The organism is Cytobacillus sp. FSL H8-0458, from assembly GCF_038002165.1.
Classification (GTDB): domain Bacteria; phylum Bacillota; class Bacilli; order Bacillales; family Cytobacillaceae; genus Cytobacillus.
The window spans coordinates 2386580-2408741 of record NZ_JBBOBR010000001.1; the positions used below are offsets into that span (position 1 = coordinate 2386580).

At 42.7% G+C, this 22162-nt stretch carries 18 protein-coding genes; all 18 read right to left on the reverse strand.

Going from position 1 to position 22162, the window contains the following annotated elements; all coding sequences use genetic code 11:
• Positions 1-30 precede the first annotated feature (30 nt).
• A complete protein-coding gene (gene yfmH / locus NYE23_RS11600) occupies positions 31-1320 on the reverse strand; it encodes an EF-P 5-aminopentanol modification-associated protein YfmH (protein WP_341077981.1) in 1290 nt (429 codons plus the stop codon).
• Positions 1320-2600: an EF-P 5-aminopentanol modification-associated protein YfmF gene (gene yfmF / locus NYE23_RS11605; RefSeq protein ID WP_341077983.1), complete on the reverse strand. Its 1281-nt coding sequence runs from the start codon at positions 2598-2600 to the stop codon at positions 1320-1322. The genes yfmH and yfmF overlap by 1 nt, the downstream gene beginning before the upstream one ends.
• Positions 2601-2901: 301 nt before the next feature.
• Positions 2902-3861 (reverse strand): ABC transporter permease, encoded by a 960-nt coding sequence (locus NYE23_RS11610; protein WP_035329089.1) that lies wholly within the window; start codon positions 3859-3861, stop codon positions 2902-2904.
• The gene (locus NYE23_RS11615) at positions 3862-4908 is read right to left on the reverse strand and encodes an ABC transporter permease (protein WP_341077986.1); all 1047 of its coding nucleotides are present in this window, start codon (positions 4906-4908) and stop codon (positions 3862-3864) included.
• Positions 4901-6436 carry an ABC transporter ATP-binding protein gene (locus NYE23_RS11620; RefSeq protein ID WP_341077988.1) on the reverse strand — a complete coding sequence of 512 codons (1536 nt, stop codon included), beginning with the start codon at positions 6434-6436 and terminating at the stop codon, positions 4901-4903. Before NYE23_RS11620 ends, NYE23_RS11615 begins: the two co-directional genes overlap by 8 nt.
• A 233-nt stretch (positions 6437-6669) precedes the next feature.
• Positions 6670-7776 carry a BMP family lipoprotein gene (locus tag NYE23_RS11625; protein ID WP_341077990.1) on the reverse strand — a complete coding sequence of 369 codons (1107 nt, stop codon included), beginning with the start codon at positions 7774-7776 and terminating at the stop codon, positions 6670-6672.
• A gap of 72 nt (positions 7777-7848) precedes the next feature.
• A complete protein-coding gene (locus NYE23_RS11630; protein WP_341077992.1) occupies positions 7849-8574 on the reverse strand; it encodes a GntR family transcriptional regulator in 726 nt (241 codons plus the stop codon).
• Between the two features lie 429 nt (positions 8575-9003).
• Entirely contained in the window at positions 9004-11343 is a 2340-nt protein-coding gene (locus tag NYE23_RS11635; RefSeq protein ID WP_341077994.1) for a DNA translocase FtsK, read from the reverse strand.
• Between the two features lie 165 nt (positions 11344-11508).
• Positions 11509-11730 carry a YlzJ-like family protein gene (locus NYE23_RS11640; RefSeq protein ID WP_341077995.1) on the reverse strand — a complete coding sequence of 74 codons (222 nt, stop codon included), beginning with the start codon at positions 11728-11730 and terminating at the stop codon, positions 11509-11511.
• Positions 11727-12479, reverse strand: coding sequence for a ClpP family protease (locus tag NYE23_RS11645; protein WP_076255864.1), 753 nt, complete (start codon positions 12477-12479; stop codon positions 11727-11729). The genes NYE23_RS11640 and NYE23_RS11645 overlap by 4 nt, the downstream gene beginning before the upstream one ends.
• A gap of 127 nt (positions 12480-12606) precedes the next feature.
• Positions 12607-14274 (reverse strand): ribonuclease J, encoded by a 1668-nt coding sequence (locus tag NYE23_RS11650; protein WP_341077999.1) that lies wholly within the window; start codon positions 14272-14274, stop codon positions 12607-12609.
• 473 nt (positions 14275-14747) lie between these two features.
• Positions 14748-15614: a 4-hydroxy-tetrahydrodipicolinate synthase gene (gene dapA, locus NYE23_RS11655; protein ID WP_341078001.1), complete on the reverse strand. Its 867-nt coding sequence runs from the start codon at positions 15612-15614 to the stop codon at positions 14748-14750.
• Between the two features lie 126 nt (positions 15615-15740).
• On the reverse strand, positions 15741-16985 hold the full coding sequence (gene dapG, locus NYE23_RS11660) for an aspartate kinase (RefSeq protein ID WP_341078003.1): 1245 nt from the start codon (positions 16983-16985) through the stop codon (positions 15741-15743).
• Positions 16986-17026: 41 nt separating this feature from the next.
• Positions 17027-18076, reverse strand: coding sequence for an aspartate-semialdehyde dehydrogenase (gene asd, locus NYE23_RS11665; RefSeq protein ID WP_341078004.1), 1050 nt, complete (start codon positions 18074-18076; stop codon positions 17027-17029).
• A gap of 288 nt (positions 18077-18364) precedes the next feature.
• Positions 18365-18964, reverse strand: a complete 600-nt coding sequence (gene dpaB, locus NYE23_RS11670) for a dipicolinate synthase subunit B (RefSeq protein WP_341078006.1) — start codon at positions 18962-18964, stop codon at positions 18365-18367.
• Positions 18961-19863 (reverse strand): dipicolinic acid synthetase subunit A, encoded by a 903-nt coding sequence (gene dpaA, locus NYE23_RS11675; RefSeq protein WP_341078007.1) that lies wholly within the window; start codon positions 19861-19863, stop codon positions 18961-18963. Before dpaA ends, dpaB begins: the two co-directional genes overlap by 4 nt.
• A gap of 373 nt (positions 19864-20236) precedes the next feature.
• The gene (locus NYE23_RS11680) at positions 20237-20491 is read right to left on the reverse strand and encodes a YlmC/YmxH family sporulation protein (RefSeq protein ID WP_341080701.1); all 255 of its coding nucleotides are present in this window, start codon (positions 20489-20491) and stop codon (positions 20237-20239) included.
• Between the two features lie 410 nt (positions 20492-20901).
• Positions 20902-22137 carry a M16 family metallopeptidase gene (locus tag NYE23_RS11685; protein WP_341078008.1) on the reverse strand — a complete coding sequence of 412 codons (1236 nt, stop codon included), beginning with the start codon at positions 22135-22137 and terminating at the stop codon, positions 20902-20904.
• Positions 22138-22162 lie beyond the last annotated feature (25 nt).

Consider the following 22162-nt stretch of genomic DNA (forward strand, 5'->3'; position numbering starts at 1 on the left):
CATTTAATGGCGCTCTGCTGAAACTGCTTGTTATTTCTTAGGGACAACCTGGCAAACCGTAAACCGCTCTTCACTTATCAAATTACCAGCCGCGTTTTCCACATCTTCAAGTGTGATGCTTTCAAGGGTCGGCACAACATCAAATAAATCCATTTCATTAAAAGCATACCGGGTAAATTGATTAGCGATATATTCCGGTGAATTGACAGCCCGCAGGAATGCACCTATTTTCTTCTTTTTTGTCCGATCAAGTGTTTCCTGTGAAATAGCTCCCTTTTCCCTAGCATCCAGCAGCATCTTTTGCAGTGTTTCAGCCAAACGGTCAGGATCATTCGTGTCCCCGCCCACCATGGCAAACCCAAAGCCCTGCTCCTGTGTATAATCAAAGGAGAATGTATCATCAATTAATCCTTCGCTATACAGTGTGCTGTAATGCTCAGAACTTTTACCGAACAAGATATCCAGCAGCACATTCAGACTCAGCTCATTTTTAAGCATTTCTTTGCCGGACTGATTTGCAGTACTGCTCTTTATCCCGACCAGGCACTTTGAGGTCTGGACATTCATCTCAAGAACTTTTTTCTTTTTGGCCGCTTCAGAAGGCTCTTCTTCGAATTGGCGTTTGATTTCCGGCATTTCATTATAATCCTTCTTGCTTTGGTTATCCCTCACCTGAGACATAATCTGATCCGGATCAACGGGTCCGACTATGAACAGGAGCATGTTGCTTGGGTGATAGAAAGTCTCATAGCATTCATACAGCATATCTTTCGTGATATGGGAAATGGACTCAATCGTACCTGCAATATCGATTTTAACTGGATGGTTATTAAACATATTTTCGATCAGGCCAAAATATAAGCGCCAGTCAGGATTGTCATCATACATAGTGATTTCCTGGCCGATGATGCCTTTCTCTTTTTCAACAGTCTTTTCTGTAAAATAAGGGTCCTGCACAAAATCAATAAGCGTTTCAAGGTTCATCTCTACATTGGATGTACTGGAAAATAGATAAGCTGTCCTTGTGAAAGATGTAAAAGCATTAGCTGATGCTCCCTGCTTGCTGAATTGCTGGAACACATCCCCGTCTTCTTTTTCAAAAAGCTTATGCTCCAAAAAATGTGCAATTCCATCCGGAACTTTTACAAACTCCTCTTTTCCGGGGGGCAGGAAATGATTATTGATTGAACCATACTTTGTCGTAAAGGTGGCATAGGTCTTGTTAAATCCCTTTTTCGGCAAAATATAGACATCCAGCCCATTTTCAAGTTTTTCATAATACAGCTCTTCCTGAAGCTGGTCAAAAGTGATTTTTTCCATTACTTGCCCGCCTCCTTTCCTGTCAGAAAATACACAGTATCCAAACTGACCTTCTTGGCTGTCGCGGCAATTTCCTCTTTTGTTACCTTATCCATTTCATCCATCCAGGTTTGAAGCGAAATTTCTTTCCCTGACACAACATTATGGTAAAGGACCTCGACAATCCCGCGTGCTGTATCAACAGTCTCCAGAAGCTGATTTTTAATAACTGCTTTGGTCTGTTCCATTTCCTGTTCTGAAAAGTCGCCGTTTTTCATAGCTTCCAGCTGTTCTTTAATAATACTCACTGCCTGGTCATAGTTGCTGTTATCGATTCCTGACATCACCATCATTAACCCTTTATGGCTTTCCAGGCGGCTGGCTACGTAGTATGCCAGACTGGCTTTTTCCCGGACGTTCAAGAACAGTTTTGAATGAGAAAAGCCTCCGAAGATTCCATTGAACACCTGAAGCGCATAATATGCCGGATCACCGTAAACGACATTTGTCCGGTAGCCGATATTAAGTTTCCCCTGCTTCACATCCTGTTCTTCCCGGACTTCGTTTACAGATTCCTTCGTTCTAACCGAGGATGCAGGCGCTGTCTGAGGTGTTCTCTTCCCAAAAGTTAAAAGCTCCCCTGCATAGGATTCGGCATCTGCCTCTTCCACGTCACCTATAACATATAAATCAAGCTCATCCTGCGCCAATGCCTGCTGATAATATTCATAAAGGCCTTGAGGAGTGATATTGTCCACATCTTCTTTCTCGCCATGCACATGCAGTGCATACGGTTCATCTTTGCACATTTCCTGAACCAGCCGATAATTGGAATAGCGCATTTTATCATCGAAAACTGATTGAATCCGCTGTTTAAGCGTCCTTTTTTCTTTTTCAACTGTATCCTGGTCAAAAGCACCTTCATGCACATTTGGCTTCGTCAGGATTTCTGCTAAAAATTGGAACGCTTTTTTCAGAAGAGGAGTTGGATCTGAAAGAAATTTTTCGTTTGCGATTTCAACTGAAATGGTAATGACATGAAACTCGCCCTTTTTCGCCAAATCGACGAAAAGCGTTGCACCATATAATTCATCAAGGTAAGCCCGCAGCTTTCCGGTTGAAGGGTAGGACGAACTGCTGCTCTGCAATACATGAGGCAATAGGGATCTTAATGTAACTGTATTCTTTTCAAGCGGGGCTTTCATTTTCCAAACCAGGGTATTGGTTTTATATTTCTCTGTTTTAACCACATGAAGCTTATAGCCATTCATGGCTTTTACGGATTCAGAGATTACGGCCATGTCTTTTCCTCCTGTCAGTAGATTGATGAGTCCGAAGTACGGTCAATAGTAAAAAGAGAAAACATCGTCTGTATGTAAACACTTTGCTGCTATCTTCTATAATATCCTTTGTAATAAATCATATTCTAACTATACCTTGCCCTATTTCTTTATTTCAAGTTATTGGCTGGATTGGAAGGTTTTTATTGTATGAGAAGCGATAGCGGTTTGCTGATGAATTAGCGAAGACTAAATGCTTTCCCAATAAGAATCTGAGCAATAAAAAAAGCCCCATTTCCGAGAAGAAATGAGGCTTTGCTGTTTAACGTTTTCCTTTTATATATGGAGTACCAGATGCTTTTGGAGCATCGGCGCGTCCGATGAAACCCGTTAATGCCAGAATCGTTAAAACATATGGTGCAATGAGAAGATAGACATTTGGAATATTCTCAAGGAATGGAAGGCTGGAGCCGATGATGCTCAAGCTTTGCGCAAATCCAAAGAATAAAGCCGCGCCCATAACTCCAAGCGGATGCCACTTACCAAAGATCAGTGCCGCCAGAGCCATAAAGCCCTGGCCGCTGATGGTTGCATGCCCGAAGTCTGAAGAAATCGATTGTGCGTACACGCCGCCGCCTATTCCTGCAAGGGCTCCGGAGATTAATACCCCAATGTATCTCATTCTTGTTACATTAATACCCATTGTATCTGCAGCCATTGGATGTTCACCAACCGCCCGAAGCCTTAGCCCGAATGGAGTCTTAAACATCACAAACCAGGCCAGGAATGCAACGGCAATGGCAACAAATGAAGTATAATAAGTGTTTGAGAAGAACAATTTACCGATAACAGGTATGTCACTCAAAAATGGAATATCCACTTTGCTGAATCCTTTTTGAATGATATCTGTCTGGCCTTTTCCATAAATGAATTTAACCAGGAACAGTGCTGCACCAATTGCCAGAAGGTTAATCGCAACCCCTGACACAACCTGGTCAGCTCTAAACGTAATAGAAGCAACAGCATGCAGGATGGATAATAGCGCTCCAACAACCATAGCTGCGAGTAATGCAACCCATGGTGTCATGCTGCCAAATACATCAACAAACGTAAGGTTAAAAACAATGGCAGTAAATGCTCCAATTACCATCAAGCCTTCTAAACCAATATTTACAACACCGGAGCTTTCTGAGAAGTTTCCGCCTAATCCAGTGAAAATAAGCGGGGCTGCCCAAAGCAAAGTTGATGGAATAATAATTAATAAGATTTCCATTAAGCCCACTTACTTCACCCCCTTTTTGCTGATACGGTCAATAAAGATGCGAATCATATAGCTTGCTGCAACAAAGAACACGATAAGAGCAATGATAATATCAACCAGTTCATTTGGAACTCCAGCTTCAAGCGGCATGTTTAGGGCTCCGACCTTCAAGCTTCCGAATAGCAATGCTGCAAAAATAATTCCAATTGGACCATTCCCGCCTAAGAGTGCTACCGCAATTCCGTCAAAACCTACTCCGGTAAAGCCGCCCTTAATGGCTGCATAGCCGAATGTACCCAGCGCTTCCATCGCACCCGCAAGTCCTGCAAATGCTCCTGAGATGACCATTGATAGAATGATATTTTTGCTGACGCTCATGCCTGCATATTCAGATGCATGCTGGTTAAAGCCTACAGCGCGCAATTCGTATCCCTTAGATGTTTTTTCTAATAGGAACCACATAATAAACACACATGCTAAAGCAATTAAAATTCCCCAATGCAGACGAGAATAATCAGTTAATCCCTCAAGAAACGGGGAACGCAATGATGCAGATTCTGCAATCATCTCGGTCCGGTCACTTTTTTCTGAAAGAACCGTCCGGATTATATAGTTGGTTACATGCAGGGCCACATAGTTCATCATGATCGTGACAATTACTTCATGCACTTTGAACTTGGCTTTCAAAAGGCCCGGTATGAATGCCCACAGCGCACCAGCAGCTGCAGCTGCGAGAACCGCGAGAGGCAGATGGATGATTTTAGGAAGTTCAAATGCAACTCCTACCCAAACAGCTGCAAGCCATCCAACGATCAGCTGTCCTTCAACACCAATATTAAATAAGCCTGTACGAAAGGCAAATGCAACTGCCAAACCGGCAAGAATATAAGGTGTGACCTGTCTGACTACTTCACCAGTGTAGTAGATTTCGCCAAAAGCACCGTTCCATAGTGCAATAAATGCAGATCCGGCATTATATCCTGTTGCTATCATAATGATTGTACCTACTAACACCCCGAGCAGAACGGCAACTAGAGGTACGACAATATTCTTCATGCGATTAGACATGGTTTTCGCCACCCGCTTCCTTCCGTTTAGATCCGGCCATCAATAAACCTAATTCTTGTTCAGTTGTTTGTTTCGGGTCAACTACTGCTACAATTTCCCCCTCATAAATAACTGCGATCCGGTCGCTGACATTTATAATTTCATCCAATTCGAATGAAATAAGCAGCACTGCTTTCCCCTGGTCGCGCTGTTCAATCAGACGCCTGTGAATGTACTCAATTGCACCAACATCCAGGCCACGTGTCGGCTGAGCAGCGATCAGGAGATCCGGATTGCGGTCAATTTCTCGTCCGATTATGGCTTTCTGCTGGTTACCGCCGGAAAGTGCCCTTGCAAGTGTATATTCACTTGGGGTTCTAACGTCAAATTCTTTAATAAGCTTTTTTGCTTTGCTGTAGATTTCTTTAAAGTTTAGAACACCTTTTTTAGAGAATGGAGCTTTGTAATAGGTTTGCAGAACCATATTTTCTCCTATTGGAAAATCGAGGACAAGTCCATGCTTATGACGGTCCTGAGGGATATGCCCTACACCAGTCTCCGTAACTTTACGAGGAGACATATTCACAATTTCTTTGCCATTCAATTTAATTGAACCGCTTTCAGACTTCCTCAAACCAGTGATCGCTTCAATTAACTCTGACTGTCCATTCCCGTCTACACCGGCAATACCGACAATTTCACCTGCCCGTACATTGAGCTTGAGATTATTAACAACACCAAGCCCCCGTGAATCTTTCACATTTAAATCATGAATCTCAAGCACCTGTTCCTGCGGCTTTGAGTCTGTTTTATCCGTTTTGAAAGTAACTTCCCTTCCCACCATTAAGCTTGCAAGTTCATTCGGATTTGTTTCAGTGACATTAACTGTACCGATTCCAACCCCTTTACGAATAACCGTTACCCGATCACACACTTCCATAATTTCCTTCAGCTTGTGAGTGATTAGAATAATAGATTTGCCTTCGTGAATTAGAGTTTTCATAATCTGAATTAACTCTTTAATTTCCTGCGGAGTCAGAACAGCAGTAGGCTCATCAAAAATAAGGATTTCAGCACCCCGATATAGAGTCTTTAAAATCTCCACCCTCTGCTGCATTCCTACTGAAATATCGGAAATTTTCGCCTGAGGATCAACAGCAAGTCCATATCGCTCCGAAATCTCCCTGACTTCTTTCTCAGCCTTTTTAATATCTATTTTCCCGCCTTTGGTTGTTTCTTTTCCGAGAATAATATTTTCAGTGACAGTGAAACGGTCTACAAGCATGAAATGCTGGTGGACCATCCCGATGCCCAAGTCGTTTGCTATATTAGGATCGGTGATGCGCACCGGTTTTCCTTTAACTTTAATTTCACCCTTTTCAGGCTGATATAGGCCAAAAAGGACGTTCATCAGCGTTGACTTGCCTGCACCATTTTCGCCAAGCAGCGCATGAATTTCACCTGGTTTCAATTGAAGCGTGATATTATCATTAGCAACGATTCCAGGAAACTCCTTGCGAATGTTGAGCATTTCAATAACATAATCCATTTGTTTCACTCCTTGCTCAAAATAAAGGAAATCATTAGTAGTAAGAGGTCAGACCTTGAAATTTCTTAGAAAAACCTGGCCATAAAAGCCAAGCTCCTAAATAATATGAAAATCATTAGTGCATTAAAAATCTAAGTGAAATACAGAATTTATTCTGTCCTTCATTTAAACTTTTAATATCTTAAAACAGGAATAAGAGGCAGCAGTGCAACCTGCTTATTCCCTAAAATTAATTATTCAGCTGAGAAAGAAGCCAGTTCATCTTTTGAAGATGGAACAGTCAGGTCGCCATTCTTGATCTTTTCCTGCCATTCTTTAACTGCACCTTCGATTTCTGCTTTTGCAGATACTTCCGGGTTGATAGGAGCAAGGCCTACACCATCTTCAGCCAATCCGTAAGTAGTTGTTTCTCCGCCAGGGAAGCCGCCGTCTTTAGCTTTTGTAGAAAGGTCCTTAACAGCATTGTCTACACGCTTAAGAGCAGATGTAAGGATAACATTGTGCTCTTTGCCATCGATTTCTACTACACCTTCAGCTGTCTGATCTGAGTCAACACCAATTGCCCAAAGTTCTCTTGCCGGGTCTTTCTTTTTCAGGTCACGAGCTTCCTTGAAAAGACCGTTTCCAGTTCCGCCGGCAGCATGGAAGATTACATCTACGCCAGAAGAGTACATTTTAGAAGCAATTGTCTGACCCAATTCAGCTTTATCGAATGCACCAGCATATTGAACTTCTACTTTAATATCAGGGTTTACCGCTTGAACACCAGCAAGGAATCCAGATTCAAAACGCTCGATAACCGGAATTTCCATACCGCCGATGAAACCAATTTTGTTTTCTTTAGTTGCATTTGCTGCAGCAACACCTGCAAGGAATGCAGCTTCCTGCTCTTTAAACATGATGCTTGCTACGTTCGGCTGATCTACGACCGCGTCAACGATACCGAAATGAGAATCTTTTTGCTGCTGAGCAATCTCATTGATTGCACCTTCCATTAAGAAACCGATTCCAAAAACAAGATCAAAGTCCTGACGTGCTAATGTATTCAGGTTTGTAGAATAGTCAGCATCTGACTGTGATTGAAGATAGTCAAATCCGCCTTTTCCTTTTTCAAGTCCATTTTCGTCACCAAATGCTTTTAAACCTTCCCAAGCAGATTGGTTAAATGATTTATCATCTACACCGCCGACATCTGTTACCATCGCTACAGAGAATGCTTTTTCTTTATCGTCTCCGCCAGCTGTTTCTCCGCCTTTTTCTTCACTTTTGCCGCAAGCACCCAGAATCGTTCCAGCAGCAAGAACTAAAGATAGCGCCAATCCAAATTTACGCTTTTTCAAGGTTGGTACCCCCTAAGAAATTGTTTTTGCATTAGCGGAATGAATGATTGTGTTTTCTTGCATCCCAAAAAGCTAAATTCTCTTTCTGAGAACATGGAAACTGAACTTATCAGCTCTGAAATAATTGACCGAATAAAGAATCGGAGTATCCGCTTCATCGAAATGCATCTGCTTTAATACAAGCAGTGCAGTTTCCGGGTCACATTCCAGAATAGGGGAAATTTTCTCGTGATAGCCAATAGGCTCGATTTGAGCAACAGCATAAGTGATTTTCCGGTTTGCCTCCTCTTCAAGCATTTTGAGGATCGACTCCTGTTCGTGGGAAAATGTGTCCGGAAGAATATTCTCAGGAACTTTATCCACACAATAAACGACCGGTTCACCATTGGCTGTTCTAACCCGCTCAATCACGGCAATTTCCTGGTCTGAAGCACATGAGAATCTGCGGATATCATCTTCAGTCGGCCCCAAAGTTACAGAACTTAAGAAAACGGTTCCCGGCTTCATCCCTGCCTGCAAAATCATGTTTGTGACACTATTAAGCTGTTCGATGCCGGATGTAAATAGCGGCTTTGCATTGACAAAGGTGCCTACACCGTGACGGCGGATGATGACGTTTTCTTCTTCAAGAATGCGCAGCGCCTCCCGCAGTGTGGCTCTGCTGACACCAAGTTGTTTGGCAAGATCAAATTCGGACGGAAGCTTTTCTTTTTCTTTATAAACTCCATCTTCAATGTCTTGTTTTAATCGATCGATGACTTGCAAATATAAATGCCGGTTATCTGACTTAATAGACATGCAGGGTTCCTCCAACTTCAGTTCTCAAGACATCAGACCTCTGATGTTCAATCATTCCTACTAATCGAAAATACTATAACACTTTTTACCCAATAAAGAAATAGAAATTTATCAATTTGTCGAAAAAAGGTGAAAAGAACAAAATGTTTGTGAATCCCTCTGTACCAATTCTTTTTTTCTGGTATAATACTACTTTGAAAACGATTACATTTAAGGTATCTGCTAAAAATGCGCCAGACAAAAAACCTATTTTGTGATAAGCGGAAAGTACCATACCTCTTTCATTTTATGTAAGCGCTTTTAGTAGTATGGCATATTGAACTTTATTTTTTTTATTGCCTTCATTTTTAAGCATATATCTTCCTAATACATTAAAAAAAATGGCCGTCCGAAGACTGGCCATTTTTGAATATGTCATGCTTATTATTTTTAAGAGCTTGCTTCTTCGGAAGGCTTGCCTTGCAGCACAGCTCTTGGCTTGCTGCCTTCATACGGTCCGACAATGCCCCTTGCTTCCATTTCATCAATCAGCCTTGCTGCTCTCGTATAGCCGATCCTGAATCTCCTCTGAAGCATGGATACAGAAGCAGTCTGCATTTCCAATATCAATTCAACCGCTTCTTCATAAAGATCATCATCCACTTCTCCTGCTGCTTCCGGGATATCCTCTGGAATCATCTCTTCCTGATATTGTGCCTTCTGCTGGCCGATGACGAAGTCCACTATCTCTTCTACTTCTTCGTCTGACAGAAAGGCTCCCTGTACACGGACTGGTTTAGAAGCACCTACAGGAAGGAAAAGCATATCTCCTCTTCCCAGAAGTTTTTCCGCTCCGCCCATATCCAGGATGGTTCTTGAATCTGTCATCGAAGAAACAGCAAACGCAATTCTGGAAGGTATATTCGCTTTAATTACACCTGTGATAACATCCACTGACGGACGCTGGGTTGCGATGATCAAATGGATGCCTGCCGCCCGTGCCATTTGTGCAAGGCGCGTGATTGCGTCTTCGACATCGGAGGATGCCACCATCATTAAGTCTGCAAGCTCGTCCACTATAACAACAATATACGGCAGAAGGGGCTGCTGTGCTTCCTCCTCGGCATTATGTCTTTTTACATACTCATTATAGCCTTCGATATTTCTTGTGCCAGTATGGGAGAAAAGTTCATAGCGCCTTTCCATCTCATTGACAACTTTCTGCAGAGCCTGAGCTGCTTTCTTCGGGTTTGTCACTACCGGTGCCAGTAAATGAGGAACCCCATTGTAAACATTCAATTCCACCATCTTAGGGTCAATCATCATTAATTTTACTTCATGTGGTTTTGCCCTCATCAAAATGCTGGTAATGATTCCGTTAATACAAACACTCTTCCCGCTTCCTGTCGCGCCGGCAACAAGAAGATGGGGCATTTTGTTGAGTTCTGCGAGGACAGCTTCTCCGGTGATATCACGGCCGAGCCCGATCATAAGCTTGGAGTCCGGCTTGTCATTTTGTTTGGATTCAATTACTTCTCTTAGAGAAACCATCGCCACTTCAGAGTTAGGGACTTCTATACCAATAGCTGATTTACCCGGGATAGGTGCTTCGATCCGGATATCCTTAGCTGCCAATGCCAGTGCCAAATCATCATTAAGACTAACGATTTTGCTTACCTTTACACCAACATCAGGATGCACCTCATATTTAGTAACTGCCGGTCCTAAATGAACCTGTGTCACCCTTGCTTTTACTCCAAAACTCTGAAATGTTCTTTCGAGCTTAGCAGCATTCGCGTGGATAAGCTCATATTCACCACTTTGGTCAGTTTGTCTTGGCAGTTTTAAAAGTCTGATAGGAGGCAGCTCGTAGTCTTTGTTTTCCACTTCTGTAAACGTGATTGGCGGCGCATTCTCATCCTCCGGCTCTGCGACTGCCATTTCATGAGGCAGATCAGAAGCTGCTTCCCCGGGATCATCCTGATAAGCTCTTTCGGCAAAGCTTGATATAATTGGTTCGGGAGTTGGTTCAGATACCTGTTCAGAAGAATTATTAATCGTTATTACCGTTTCAGGTTCTTCTTCCTGCTGAAGAGCGTGCTGTTCTTCTTCTCTTCTTGAGTGTCTTTCCTCCCGTCTTTCTCTGCCTTTTTGTTTCCATTCTTTCATGTCATCTATAAAAGCAGCCCATTGTTTCTTGCAGAAATTCAGAATTGCGGCCATCATTTTCCCTGCAGCATCTCCGAATGTTTTTCCTGTTATTAGTACAAAACCGATAATAATTAATAAAAAGGCTACAATTTTTGAACCTGCTTCATCAAAAAGATAATAAAAGAGGGCGAAAAAAATAGCCCCAAGCATTCCGCCGCCTAAATCGGTTGTGCTTGTTTCTCCCCGGACTTCCATCCGGAATAGTTCCCATGTATTGGCTATTACACTCGGATCATCAAACTTCCCTCCATTTGAGAGAAGCTGAAATAATGTTACATGACTCAACAGCAGCAGGGAGCTGATGATGAGATAAATACCGATTAATTTAGTGTGGAACAGGTAGGGAAGTGCCCTCTTCCACATCAGATAACCTGAAAAGATAACGAGTCCAATCAGGCTGAGCATGTACCATTCTCCCATAAAGAAACGGAAAAAAAGCACCGTTGCATTCCCGACCGCTCCGAGCCTTGCAATTGATATTACCGCAAGTGCCAGCAGAATCAGGGCAATTAATTCAAATTTCATCGTCCGTTTCAATGTTTCGTTCTTTTTAGACTTTCTTTTCTTTCTTTTGGCCATATTATCACCTTATCATTGTTCTTATTAACAGCATCATCAAAATTCCATTATGTAATACATCACGTCTGTTATCGAAAGAAGAAGCAGCCATTTTTTGGCTGCTTCTAAAGTTACTTTAATTATATCATAACGATTCCTAGTTAAGGTGTTTTTTGAAAGGATTTATCAGCTTAACTGCGTTAAAGTGATCATGGACCCGGGAGTGTATCTTTCATTCATATAATGAGTAGGATCGCTGCTCATGATTCTTAAAATGCGGCATTCCTGTCCTGCATTCATTTCAACCAGGAGTGGGATTCCTTCATATGAGACAATTTTCTGCTTACCGAAATCGTCCTGCTCATTTTGGTAAATGAGTTCTTGCGGCATCATTGTATAAAGGATCATTGAACCATCACTTCTTCTTTTGGTTTATTCATATCAATCAGCTCGTTCAGCTTTGCGAGCGCAGGCCCGACCCCGCCTACTTCATCAATCAGTCCATATTCAACAGCATCCCTGCCGACCACATTGGTCCCAATATCCCTGGTCAGGTTGCCTTTATCAAACATAAGGTCTTTAAATTTCTGTTCGGATATATTGGAATGCTTCGTTACAAAATTAATTACCCGATCCTGCATTTTATCCATATACTCAAACGTTTGCGGCACACCGATTACCAGGCCGGTCAATCTGATAGGATGGATGGTCATCGTAGCTGTCTCTGCAATAAAAGAATAATCGCATGATACCGCAATAGGAACACCAATGGAATGGCCGCCTCCAAGGACGATAGAGACTGTTGGCTTAGACAATGAGGCAAGCATTTCTGATATTGCCAGCCCAGCTTCCACATCGCCGCCTACAGTATTCAAGATAACCAAAAGACCTTCTATTTTCGGGTTTTGCTCAATCGCGACGATCTGAGGGATTAAATGCTCATATTTTGTTGTTTTATTTTGCGGCGGAAGCTGAAGATGCCCTTCCACCTGTCCAACAATGGTCAAACAGTGAATTTTGGAATCCTGAGACAGCTGGGGTACATTTGTTTGTCCAAGCTGCTGAATTTTCTCCATAAGGGCAGATGGTTTATCCTCTTTCGGCTGTTCTTGCCCTTCTCCTCCCTCATTGCGGGTATTTTTCAAATCGTTTTCCATCCTTATTTCTCCCTTCAAGCAATATATTGTTAGTATGAACGCGTGATCATTTTTCATGCGCATTATTGCCTGAGGGGCAAGATCAAAAAACACAGCCCGGCAATCGATGCGGGCTGTGTTCTAACTGTTATCCCTCCATAAGAATCGGAAGGATCATTGGTCTGCGTTTTGTTTTTTCATAAAGATACTGATTCAGGCTGTCACGCATATCCTGTTTAATACCTGACCAGTCAAATGCTTCTCTGGCAAGGTTCTGTTCTACCGCTTCCCTAACTATTTTTACAGCTTCCTCGAGAAGCTTTTCTGATTCCCTGACATATACAAATCCTCTTGTAATGATTTCAGGACCAGCGGAGATCTTCTTTTCCTTTTTATTAAGAGTAACCACCACTAATAAAACGCCATCCTGAGATAGCAGCTTCCGGTCTCTTAAGACAATATTCCCGACATCGCCGACACCAATTCCGTCAATCAGCACATTACCAGATGGGATTTTTCCTCCGGGAACGATTGCGCCATCCTTGATTTCTGCTACATCGCCTTTATCCGGGATAAAAATTTGTCCGCTTGATAATCCGCACTCCAAAGCAACTTTAGCATGAGCTTTCAGCATTCGATACTCCCCATGAACCGGGATGAAGAATTTGGGACTCATCAGATTAATCATAAATTTAAGTTCTTCCTGGCTGCCATGGCTCGAGGTATTAAAGGTTCCCTTTCCTGGGATTACCTCAGCACCCGCTCTAAACAGCATATCAATCGTTTTGAAAATAAATACCTCTGTTCCTCTTAATGGTGATGCAGCAAGCAGAACGGTATCACCCTGTTTAATATTGACCTGTCTGTGGGACTGCTTCGCCATTTTTTGAAGGGCTTCTATCGGCTCTCCCTGTGTACCCGTGGTAAGAACAACGATTTGGTCATCACCATATTTGCCGATCTCAGTGACAGGAATAATCACATCTTCTCCTACCTGTAAATATCCGAGCTGCATAGCAATATCATAGATTCTCTGCAGACTTTTGCCGACCACAGCCACTTTCCTGCCTGTTTCGATCGCTGCATCAAAAATATGCTGTATTCGAATTAAGTCAGATGCAAATGAAGCCGCTATGACTCTCCCCTTAGCAGCATAGAATGCAGCTGTCATCTCTCTGGCCACTTTCGATTCTGAGCTGGTGTAGCCTGGCTTTTCAGCCTCTGTACTGTCAGATAGAAGGCAAAGAACTCCCTCTTCCCCTAAGCGCGCCATTTTGCCGATTTCAGGTTTGTATAAGTCAGTCGCTGCCTGATCGAATTTAAAGTCGCCGGTATACACAATTGCACCCTCTGATGTATGTATAGCCACACCCACACTGTCCGGTATGCTATGGCTCGTTCTAAAAAAAGTTACATCTGCCGAATCAAATTCAACCTTGGTATCTGAATTAATTTCAACAAACTGTGCTTTGCCTTTGTATTCCTGTTCCTTCATTTTTGCTTTGGCCAGTGCCAGAGTCAGCTTTGTTCCGTAAACAGGTACATTGACCTTTGCAAGCACATAAGACAGTCCCCCAATGTGATCCTCGTGTCCATGTGTCAGAAAAATCCCCTTTACTCTTTCCTTATTTTGAACTAAATATGTAACATCCGGTATGACGATGTCAATTCCGAGCATTTCATTTTCAGGGAACATTAATCCGGCATCGATGACAAATATATCCTCGTCTACCTCTGCCAAATACATATTCTTACCAAGTTCTCCGACTCCTCCGAGTGCTGCCAGCTTGATGCTTTCATTCTGTCTCTTTTTCAATGTATTATCCTCCCATGCATGTTCAGCCGATCAAGATCAGTTATCCATATTATACTTGAAGTCGTAAAACCATTACAACCAAATTTATACATGGGCTTTATTCAAGCATTCCTGAGGCTTTTTAAAATAATGGTCTCAGGTTATAGGACGTCATGACGGCTCTATGGCGACCATTTTCACCTAAGGCTTAACGTTTGGGGCCTTATGACAGCTCTGTGGCGACCATTTTCACCTAAGGATTAGCCTTTTGGGTCTTATGACAGCTTCATGGCGACCATTTTCACCTAAGGATTAGCCTTTTGGGTCTTATGACAGCTTCATGGCGACCATTTTCACCTAAAGATTAGCCTTTTGTCGTCATGACGCTTCCATGACGACCATGTTCATTCAATGCTAATGATTATGGGATCATAAGTTCCCCCTATAAATAATAAAAACCAACCAGCAAAAACACTGGTTGGCAAGCTTTGCAATTATCTAAATAGGGCAGCAACTGCACTGCGTTCCTGTTCTGTTAACGGAACCATTGGAAGACGGACGGATCCGACATCCAGCCCTTTAAGCTGCAGCGCTGTTTTTACAGGCACTGGGCTTGGGGCAGCAAAAAGCCCTTCCATGATCGGAAGTATTTTTTGATGGATTTTTGCAGATTTTTCAATTTCACCATTCAGGTAAGCTGTGATCATTTCCTGCATTTCATTGCCGATCACATGGGAAGCAACAGAAACAATTCCAGTCCCGCCTATTGCCATGCATGGAAGAGTAAGTCCGTCATCGCCGCTGTATAGCATGAAGTCATCATCCGTATTAGCAATAATTTTGGCCATTGCATTCAGATCTCCGCTTGCTTCTTTCACTGCAGCAATGTTAGAGATTTCCGAAAGGCGGATGATTGTTTCAGGCAGAATATTCACGGAAGAGCGTCCGGGAATATTATAAACCATTACCGGGAGGCTTGTGCTTTCCGCAATTGCCTTGAAATGCTGGTAAAGCCCTTCCTGGTTTGGCTTATTGTAATATGGTGCTACGATCATGATCGCATCTACACCAATTTGCTCTGCTTTTTTCGTTAATTCAATGGATTCATACGTATTATTGCTTCCGGTGCCGGCAATGACAGGCACACGTTTGTCAGCTGCTTTCACTGCATGTTTGAATAATGCCAGCTTTTCCTCTTTAGTAAGTGTTGGCGACTCGCCTGTTGTCCCGGCAACGACCAATGAATCTGTACCATTTTCTATAAGATGATTGATAAGCTGTGTCGTCTTAGGGAAATCAATATGTCCCTTGCTATCGAATGGTGTTACCATAGCTGTTGATACTCGGCCAAATAGAACCATGTTTACACTCCTTGCAGATGTTTAAAAGATCGGGAAGAAACGGGCGGATCTGCCGAATAGGATACAAATCCGTCGTTAACCGCTGAATGGCTTTCTTCTCTTTTTTAAACATGTTATTTTCTAAAATTAAATGTCTGTTCTCTCATATTCCGCTAAATCTTCTTCCAGGCGGAAAGCATCGTGCAATGCATTAACAGACTTTATCAAATCTGCCTGCTTCACCAGAACCCAAATTGTTGTATGGCTGTCTGCTGATTGCAGGATGCGGATTCCCTGCTCGGACAATGCCGTAACGATTCGCGAGGCCACACCGGGTACACCCTGCATTCCAGCACCGACAACCGAAACTTTTGCACACTCTCTTTCAACCAGGGGATCATGTCCAAGGCCCTTTAGAATACTAATCGCTTTATCGGTCATTTCTTCCGTAACCGTGTAGTTGACGCCATTCGGATATATATTGATAAAGTCAACACTGATCCCCTGGTTTGCCATGGCTTTAAAGACCTCGGACTGAAGATCATACTGGTCTTTCTTAGCAAGGACCTTTATTTGCGTCACATTGGAAACATGGGCTATTCCAGTTACCGAACGCTCTTTAATATCTGTTCCGCGTCTGTTCTTATTCAATGTTGTGACAAGTGTTCCGAGACTGTCGGAGTATGTTGAGCGGATTCTGATCGGAATTTTAGCCTGCATGGCAATTTCGACTGCCCGGGGATGAATGACCTTGGCACCCTGATAAGCCATATTGCAGACCTCTGTGTAAGTGACCACTGATAATGGGCGTGCATTTTCAGCAATGCGCGGATCAGCGGTCATGATGCCTTCCACATCAGTAAAGATATCTATCCACTCCGCATTAAGGGCTGCTCCAAGAGCCGCTGCAGAGGTATCACTGCCGCCCCTGCCGATCGTTGTGACATCACCTGTTTTAGAAGACCCCTGAAATCCTGCGACTACGACAACATCATGATTTTCAAGCTCTTTCAAAAGCCTGTCGCATTTCATATCAATAATTTTTGCGTTAGTATGATCATTATTCGTTCTAAATCCTGCCTGTGCCCCAGTCAGAGCTGCTGCAGTGATTCCATGTTCATTTAGCATGTTTGAAAATACAACACTTGAGATGACTTCACCGCAGGATAAAAGCAGATCCGTTTCTCGTTTGCTGATTTTGGCATTATTGCCTTCTACCAGTGAAAGCAGTGTGTCAGTTGCATATGAATCTCCTTTTCGGCCCATTGCCGAAACAACGACAACAACCTTGTATCCATCTGCCATAGCCTTTTTTATATGCTTAATTGCATGCTCGCGGCTACTCTCGTCGCGGACTGATGTACCTCCATATTTTTGAACGATGATATTCATTAAAACACCTCTAACCTCTCAGCATGAAGAGAATACGTTAACTATTTTACTATTCCAAGATTAATTAAACTTTCGGCGATCTGCACAGAATTCCATGCTGCCCCTTTAAGAAGATTATCAGAAACCACCCACATATGGAAGCCTTTATCCTCATCCAAATCTTTGCGGATACGGCCGACAAATACATCGTTTTTCCCGACACAATCAGCAGGCATCGGATAAATTTGATTATCCGGATCATCCTGCAGGACAACTCCAGGTGCATTTTCAAGAAGGCTCTTTACTTCATTTGCCGTAACGCTGTCTGATTCCACTTCAAAATAAAGGGACTCTGAGTGTCCGGTTGCCACTGGGAGACGCACGCATGTAGCAGCCACTTGCAGCTCTGGCATATGCATGATTTTCTTTGTTTCATTGATCATTTTCATTTCCTCATATGTGTAGCCATTATCCTGAAATTTATCAATTTGCGGAATCGCATTGAATGCAATTTGATAATGTTTTTTATCGCTCTTCACAGGAAGAATTGACGGCTCATACTCTTCGTTATTTAAAATGGCTTTTGTTTGTTCATTCAGCTCTTGAACTGCAGCTGCTCCAGAACCTGAAACAGCCTGGTAAGTAGAAACAATTACTTTTTTCAAGCCGAATTTCTCTTTTACCGGCTTTAGTGCAACAACCATTTGGATCGTTGAACAGTTTGGATTGGCGATAATGCCATTATGCTTATGAAGGTCTTCCTCATTCACTTCAGGTACGACAAGAGGCACATTGGGATCCATACGGAAAGCACTTGTGTTGTCTACCACAATGGCACCATGTTCGACCGCATGAGGGGCCAGTTCCTGTGAAACGCTTCCTCCCGCGCTGAATAGTGCGATATCCACGCCTTTAAAGCTCTCTGGCTTTGCTTCCTGAACCGTATACTCCTGGCCCTTGAATGCTACCTTTGATCCGGCAGAACGGGCTGATGATAACAGGGTTAATTGAGAGATCGGAAAATCTCTATTTTCAAGTGTTTGAATCATTTGCTGGCCAACTGCACCAGTTGCTCCAACTACCGCGACATGAAATCCTTTTTTCTGTTCCAAATTTCTTTTCCCCTTCCAGTACCATTATATTTTTCTAGCAAAGTTAGTTTTTAGTGAAAAACAATAGCCTAAAATTCAATAGAACGGCAGCCAAAGTAAATTGGCAGCCGTTTTCCTGCCTGAGTATAAAGATGGCAGGCTTCCATTTATATTATCAGCATATTGTCAATACTCCAAGAGGTTAATATTATTTTAAACACAGCTTGAAGGTTGGTTATCTTAGTAATTTTTATTCTAACATATTCGTTCACTAAAGGACTAAAATTTTTGCTAGAAAAAATAGGGGGGCTAATTGTCGTCTTTATATCTTTCCACTAATACCGGCTGAAGCTGTTTGCCTTCCATTGCATGAAGCACTGTATCAGATAATGCTGTCATCCTTGCCACCATTGAATTCGGCTTCTTCACTGGATCATCCTGGCCATATGGAATAAAATATATATTTTTCGTAGCCATTAGTCTCATTAAGTTTACTCCGTTTAAACCTAATGCATCATTTGTAGATATTCCCAGCACGACTGGCTTCCCGTTTCTTAAAGTTGCCTTTGCTGCCATCAGCACAGGCGAATCGGTCATGGCATTGGCGAATTTGCTCATCGTATTTCCGGTAAGCGGGGCAATCACCATGCAATCAAGAGGAATTTTAGGGCCCAGCGGCTCAGCTTTCACAATTGAATCAATCACTTTATGTCCAGTAAGATCTTCTATTCTCTGAATCCAGTCTTCCCCTTTTCCGAATCTGGTCTCAGTGCTCTTTACCGTAAAGGTGACGACGGGAAGGACTTCAGCCCCTGCAAGAACAAGTCTTTCTATTTCCGGGAACACTGCATCATATGTGCAATGCGAGCCAGTTAATCCGAATCCGATTCTTTTTCCCTTCAAACTCATATTGTATTCCCCTTTCTCTTTTGCAAATCTTCCTTAATCAATTGAGAAAGAACATTCGCCAGTATCTGTCCTGCTGTTTTTGGAGCAACGATTCCAGGCAGGCCAGGGGCGAGCAGTGCTTTTACTCCCCGTTTTTCTGCGTAGCGGAAATCGGTTCCTCCAGGCTTTGAAGCCAGGTCAATAATGAGCGTATGTGTCGGCATCTTCGATATGACGGAAGCTGTTACAACTAGATGGGGAGCTGTGTTTATGCAAATATCAACATCTTTTACCGCATCCTCAATCTCTTTCAGGTTAAATGGAGTTAGGCCCATTTCCGTTATCCTGGCGATATGCTCACTTTTTCTAGCCCCCACCTTTACTTTTGCACCCAGTGCATGAAAGGTTCTTGCTACACTCATTCCAACTCTGCCAAGGCCGATTACAGCAATATTAGAACCATGTATGGTGAAATCTGTATGCTGGATTGCCATCATGATGGTTCCTTCAACTGTTGGGATAGAATTATAAATAGCTACATCATCCCGTTCAAATAATTGAACAAGACGGCGGTCTGCCGATTTGGTTACTCCGGTTAAATATGAATTGGTTATGCCGGAATAGACTGTACAGTGTGCTGGAGTCTGGACGAGAATTTCCTCTTCAAAAATCACTTTTTCATTGGAGAAAATCGTTTCAATCTGACCCTCCAGACCCGTACCGGGAACAGGCAGGATAATCGCGTCTATATTGGAAAAGTCCACTTCATCTATTTTTTCTTTTACTGCACCAGAGAACGCATGATCGAGCTGCTCAAAACCAATTAATGCGAGCTTTGCATCAAGCTCAGTCAGTTTACGGATGATTTCGAGCTGCCTTGCATCACCGCCGATGACTGCTATTTGGGTTCCTGTCAGCATGCAACACTCACCTTCTTTTTTCTTTCATTTTAAGAAAGCATTTATTTTTGAAGCCAAAAACTGCATGACTCCTGGTAAAAAATATCCTCGCACCGGCAACGCCGCTATACTAAGCAGCTGCACAAGACAGCAATTGCAAGCAGATTTATCTTTAAACGAAATGTGGCGTTATATTTTGGCCGGCAATTCAATTAATAATCATAAGGGAATTGTTGTAATGAACTACTTCAACATCTTATGTATGAACGGGGCAATAGGTGAGTTTTCCACTTAAAAGAAAATGGGTCAAAGGTGAAAGGGATTTTAAAGGATTGAGGGGATTGGCTTCAAACGGTAAAAAACAAAAAGGACCTAATCGGCCCTTCGTTCAAAACTAATCCTGCTGATCTTCAGATTCCGGGATATCAATAATGATCATGTCATTGCCTATCTTCCTGATATGCTGCCATGAAACCCGGATTTCATCTCCCTGGCGCTTGAAGCCGAACCACTTTAATGAAGGGATGAGCAATGCCTGAATCTGCCCGTTTTTTTCATTTATTTCAAGGTCTGTCTGCCCAAGTACTCCCAGCCGTTCTGCACGCTTCACATCCACAATTTCCTTTCCGCTCAGCTCACTTAATCTCATCATCTGCCCTCCTTTTCTCTTTCTCTATATTTTTATCGTTCAGCCTGGCGTTTTAGAAGTCCAGGACAAAGAAAAGCGCAAGCGCCTTGTCCACGAAGGAACTCGGACCAGGAACGCCACGTCCTGTGGCAACGTCTGCATGATCCCCCATCCTCCCAAAAGCTGTCGCTTTTCGGTCGTGCGATGTTTATGCTGACGAAGCTTTCCTTGTCCTGTGGGCCTCAAGCACAAGATGAGCCTCTCGGAAAGGCGTTCTTTGCATTTCTGGGAGGCTTGGTTTGTGACCTAGAGGGGGTAGGCGCTGGAGCTAGACAGTTATCGAAGTAAAAAATTTATACCTTCTTATTAAAAAAAGAAAACAGCCTGCAGGATACAGGCTGTTTCTCCAATTTTGCTATCGGACCAATATATTAAAGATTTTTTGGAAGTTCTCCATCAGGGCTGATTAAAGCCACAGAATAATGATCTGTAAAAATGGAGTTCGCCATATTATTAACGCCCTGCATGGAAACTGCATCGATTTCATCGACAATTTCATCCATAGACCGATGTCGGCCCAGAAGCAGTTCGTTTTTGCCATTGCGGCTCATCCTGCTGTTTGTGCTTTCAAGGCTTAGCATTAAGCTTCCTTTGAGCTGTTCTTTACTGTTATTCAGCTCTTTATCTGTGATACCTTCTTTTTTAAGAGTGGCAAGGGTTTCGTGAATCGTATCGAAAAGAACATCCAGCTGCTTAGCTCCCGTTCCGCCGTAAAGCGTCACTATTCCGCTATCTTGGAAGGCAGAATGATATGAGAAAACAGAATAAGCCAATCCTTTTTGTTCCCTGACATCCTGGAATAGGCGGCTGCTCATGCTTCCACCCAAAATATTATTTAAAACAATCAGATTGTATATATCCTCATGCCCTACCTGCAGACCCTCGAACCCTAAGCAAAGATGAGCCTGCTCTGTATCCTTTTTACGGGCAAGATGGTTTGAATGAAACTCCGGCTTCTGCTCTGTGCGTTCTCTCTTGCCGCCTTCGTAGGATCCAAAGTATTTTTCTACTTCTTTGATGAAAGATTCCTCGATATTTCCGGCAATGGAAATTACGACATTTTCAGGCGTGTATGTTTCATGCATATACTGTTTTAATGTTTCACCATTAAAAGTGGCCAGCGTTCCTTCAGTGCCAAGAATCGGATAGCCAAGTGAGTGGTTCTCGTAGATTGCTTTGCTCAAAAGATCATGAACGATATCATCAGGCGTGTCTTCATACATTTTGATTTCTTCGTATACAACATTCTTTTCTTTGTTAAGTTCCTCATCCACAAATGTAGAGTTAAAAAACATATCAGAGAGCACTTCGAGTGCAAAATCAGAATGGGTATCCAGTACTTTTGCGTAGTAGCATGTGTATTCTTTTGAAGTGAAGGCATTCACCTGCCCGCCAATGCTATCAAAGCTCTCAGCAATTTCCCGGGCTGATCTCGTTTTCGTTCCTTTGAAGAACATATGCTCAAGGAAATGAGAAATTCCGTTATTCTCGGGAATCTCATTTCTTGAACCTGTTCCGATCCATACTCCTATCGCTACAGAACGGACGGTTGGAATGTTTTCTAGTACGACTCTTACCCCGTTTTGGCATGTATATTTCTTGATCAAATAAATTCCTCCTGTTCTGAAACCC

Bases quoted from the DNA above. Each gene is read 5' to 3' on its own strand.
- NYE23_RS11630 (WP_341077992.1), bottom strand. From the start codon at position 8,574: ATGTCTATTAAGTCAGATAACCGGCATTTATATTTGCAAGTCATCGAT.
- dapA (WP_341078001.1), bottom strand. From the start codon at position 15,614: ATGGTTCTATTTGGCCGAGTATCAACAGCTATGGTAACACCATTCGAT.
- dapG (WP_341078003.1), bottom strand. From the start codon at position 16,985: ATGAATATCATCGTTCAAAAATATGGAGGTACATCAGTCCGCGACGAG.
- NYE23_RS11680 (WP_341080701.1), bottom strand. From the start codon at position 20,491: ATGAGATTAAGTGAGCTGAGCGGAAAGGAAATTGTGGATGTGAAGCGT.
- NYE23_RS11620 (WP_341077988.1), bottom strand. From the start codon at position 6,436: ATGGATTATGTTATTGAAATGCTCAACATTCGCAAGGAGTTTCCTGGA.
- NYE23_RS11645 (WP_076255864.1), bottom strand. From the start codon at position 12,479: ATGGAAAACGATTTGAAAAATACCCGCAATGAGGGAGGAGAAGGGCAA.
- yfmF (WP_341077983.1), bottom strand. From the start codon at position 2,600: ATGGCCGTAATCTCTGAATCCGTAAAAGCCATGAATGGCTATAAGCTT.
- NYE23_RS11640 (WP_341077995.1), bottom strand. From the start codon at position 11,730: ATGATCCTTTATACAATGATGCCGCAAGAACTCATTTACCAAAATGAG.
- NYE23_RS11615 (WP_341077986.1), bottom strand. From the start codon at position 4,908: ATGTCTAATCGCATGAAGAATATTGTCGTACCTCTAGTTGCCGTTCTG.
- dpaA (WP_341078007.1), bottom strand. From the start codon at position 19,863: ATGCTGACAGGAACCCAAATAGCAGTCATCGGCGGTGATGCAAGGCAG.
- NYE23_RS11635 (WP_341077994.1), bottom strand. From the start codon at position 11,343: ATGGCCAAAAGAAAGAAAAGAAAGTCTAAAAAGAACGAAACATTGAAA.
- dpaB (WP_341078006.1), bottom strand. From the start codon at position 18,964: ATGAGTTTGAAGGGAAAAAGAATCGGATTCGGATTAACTGGCTCGCAT.
- yfmH (WP_341077981.1), bottom strand. From the start codon at position 1,320: ATGGAAAAAATCACTTTTGACCAGCTTCAGGAAGAGCTGTATTATGAA.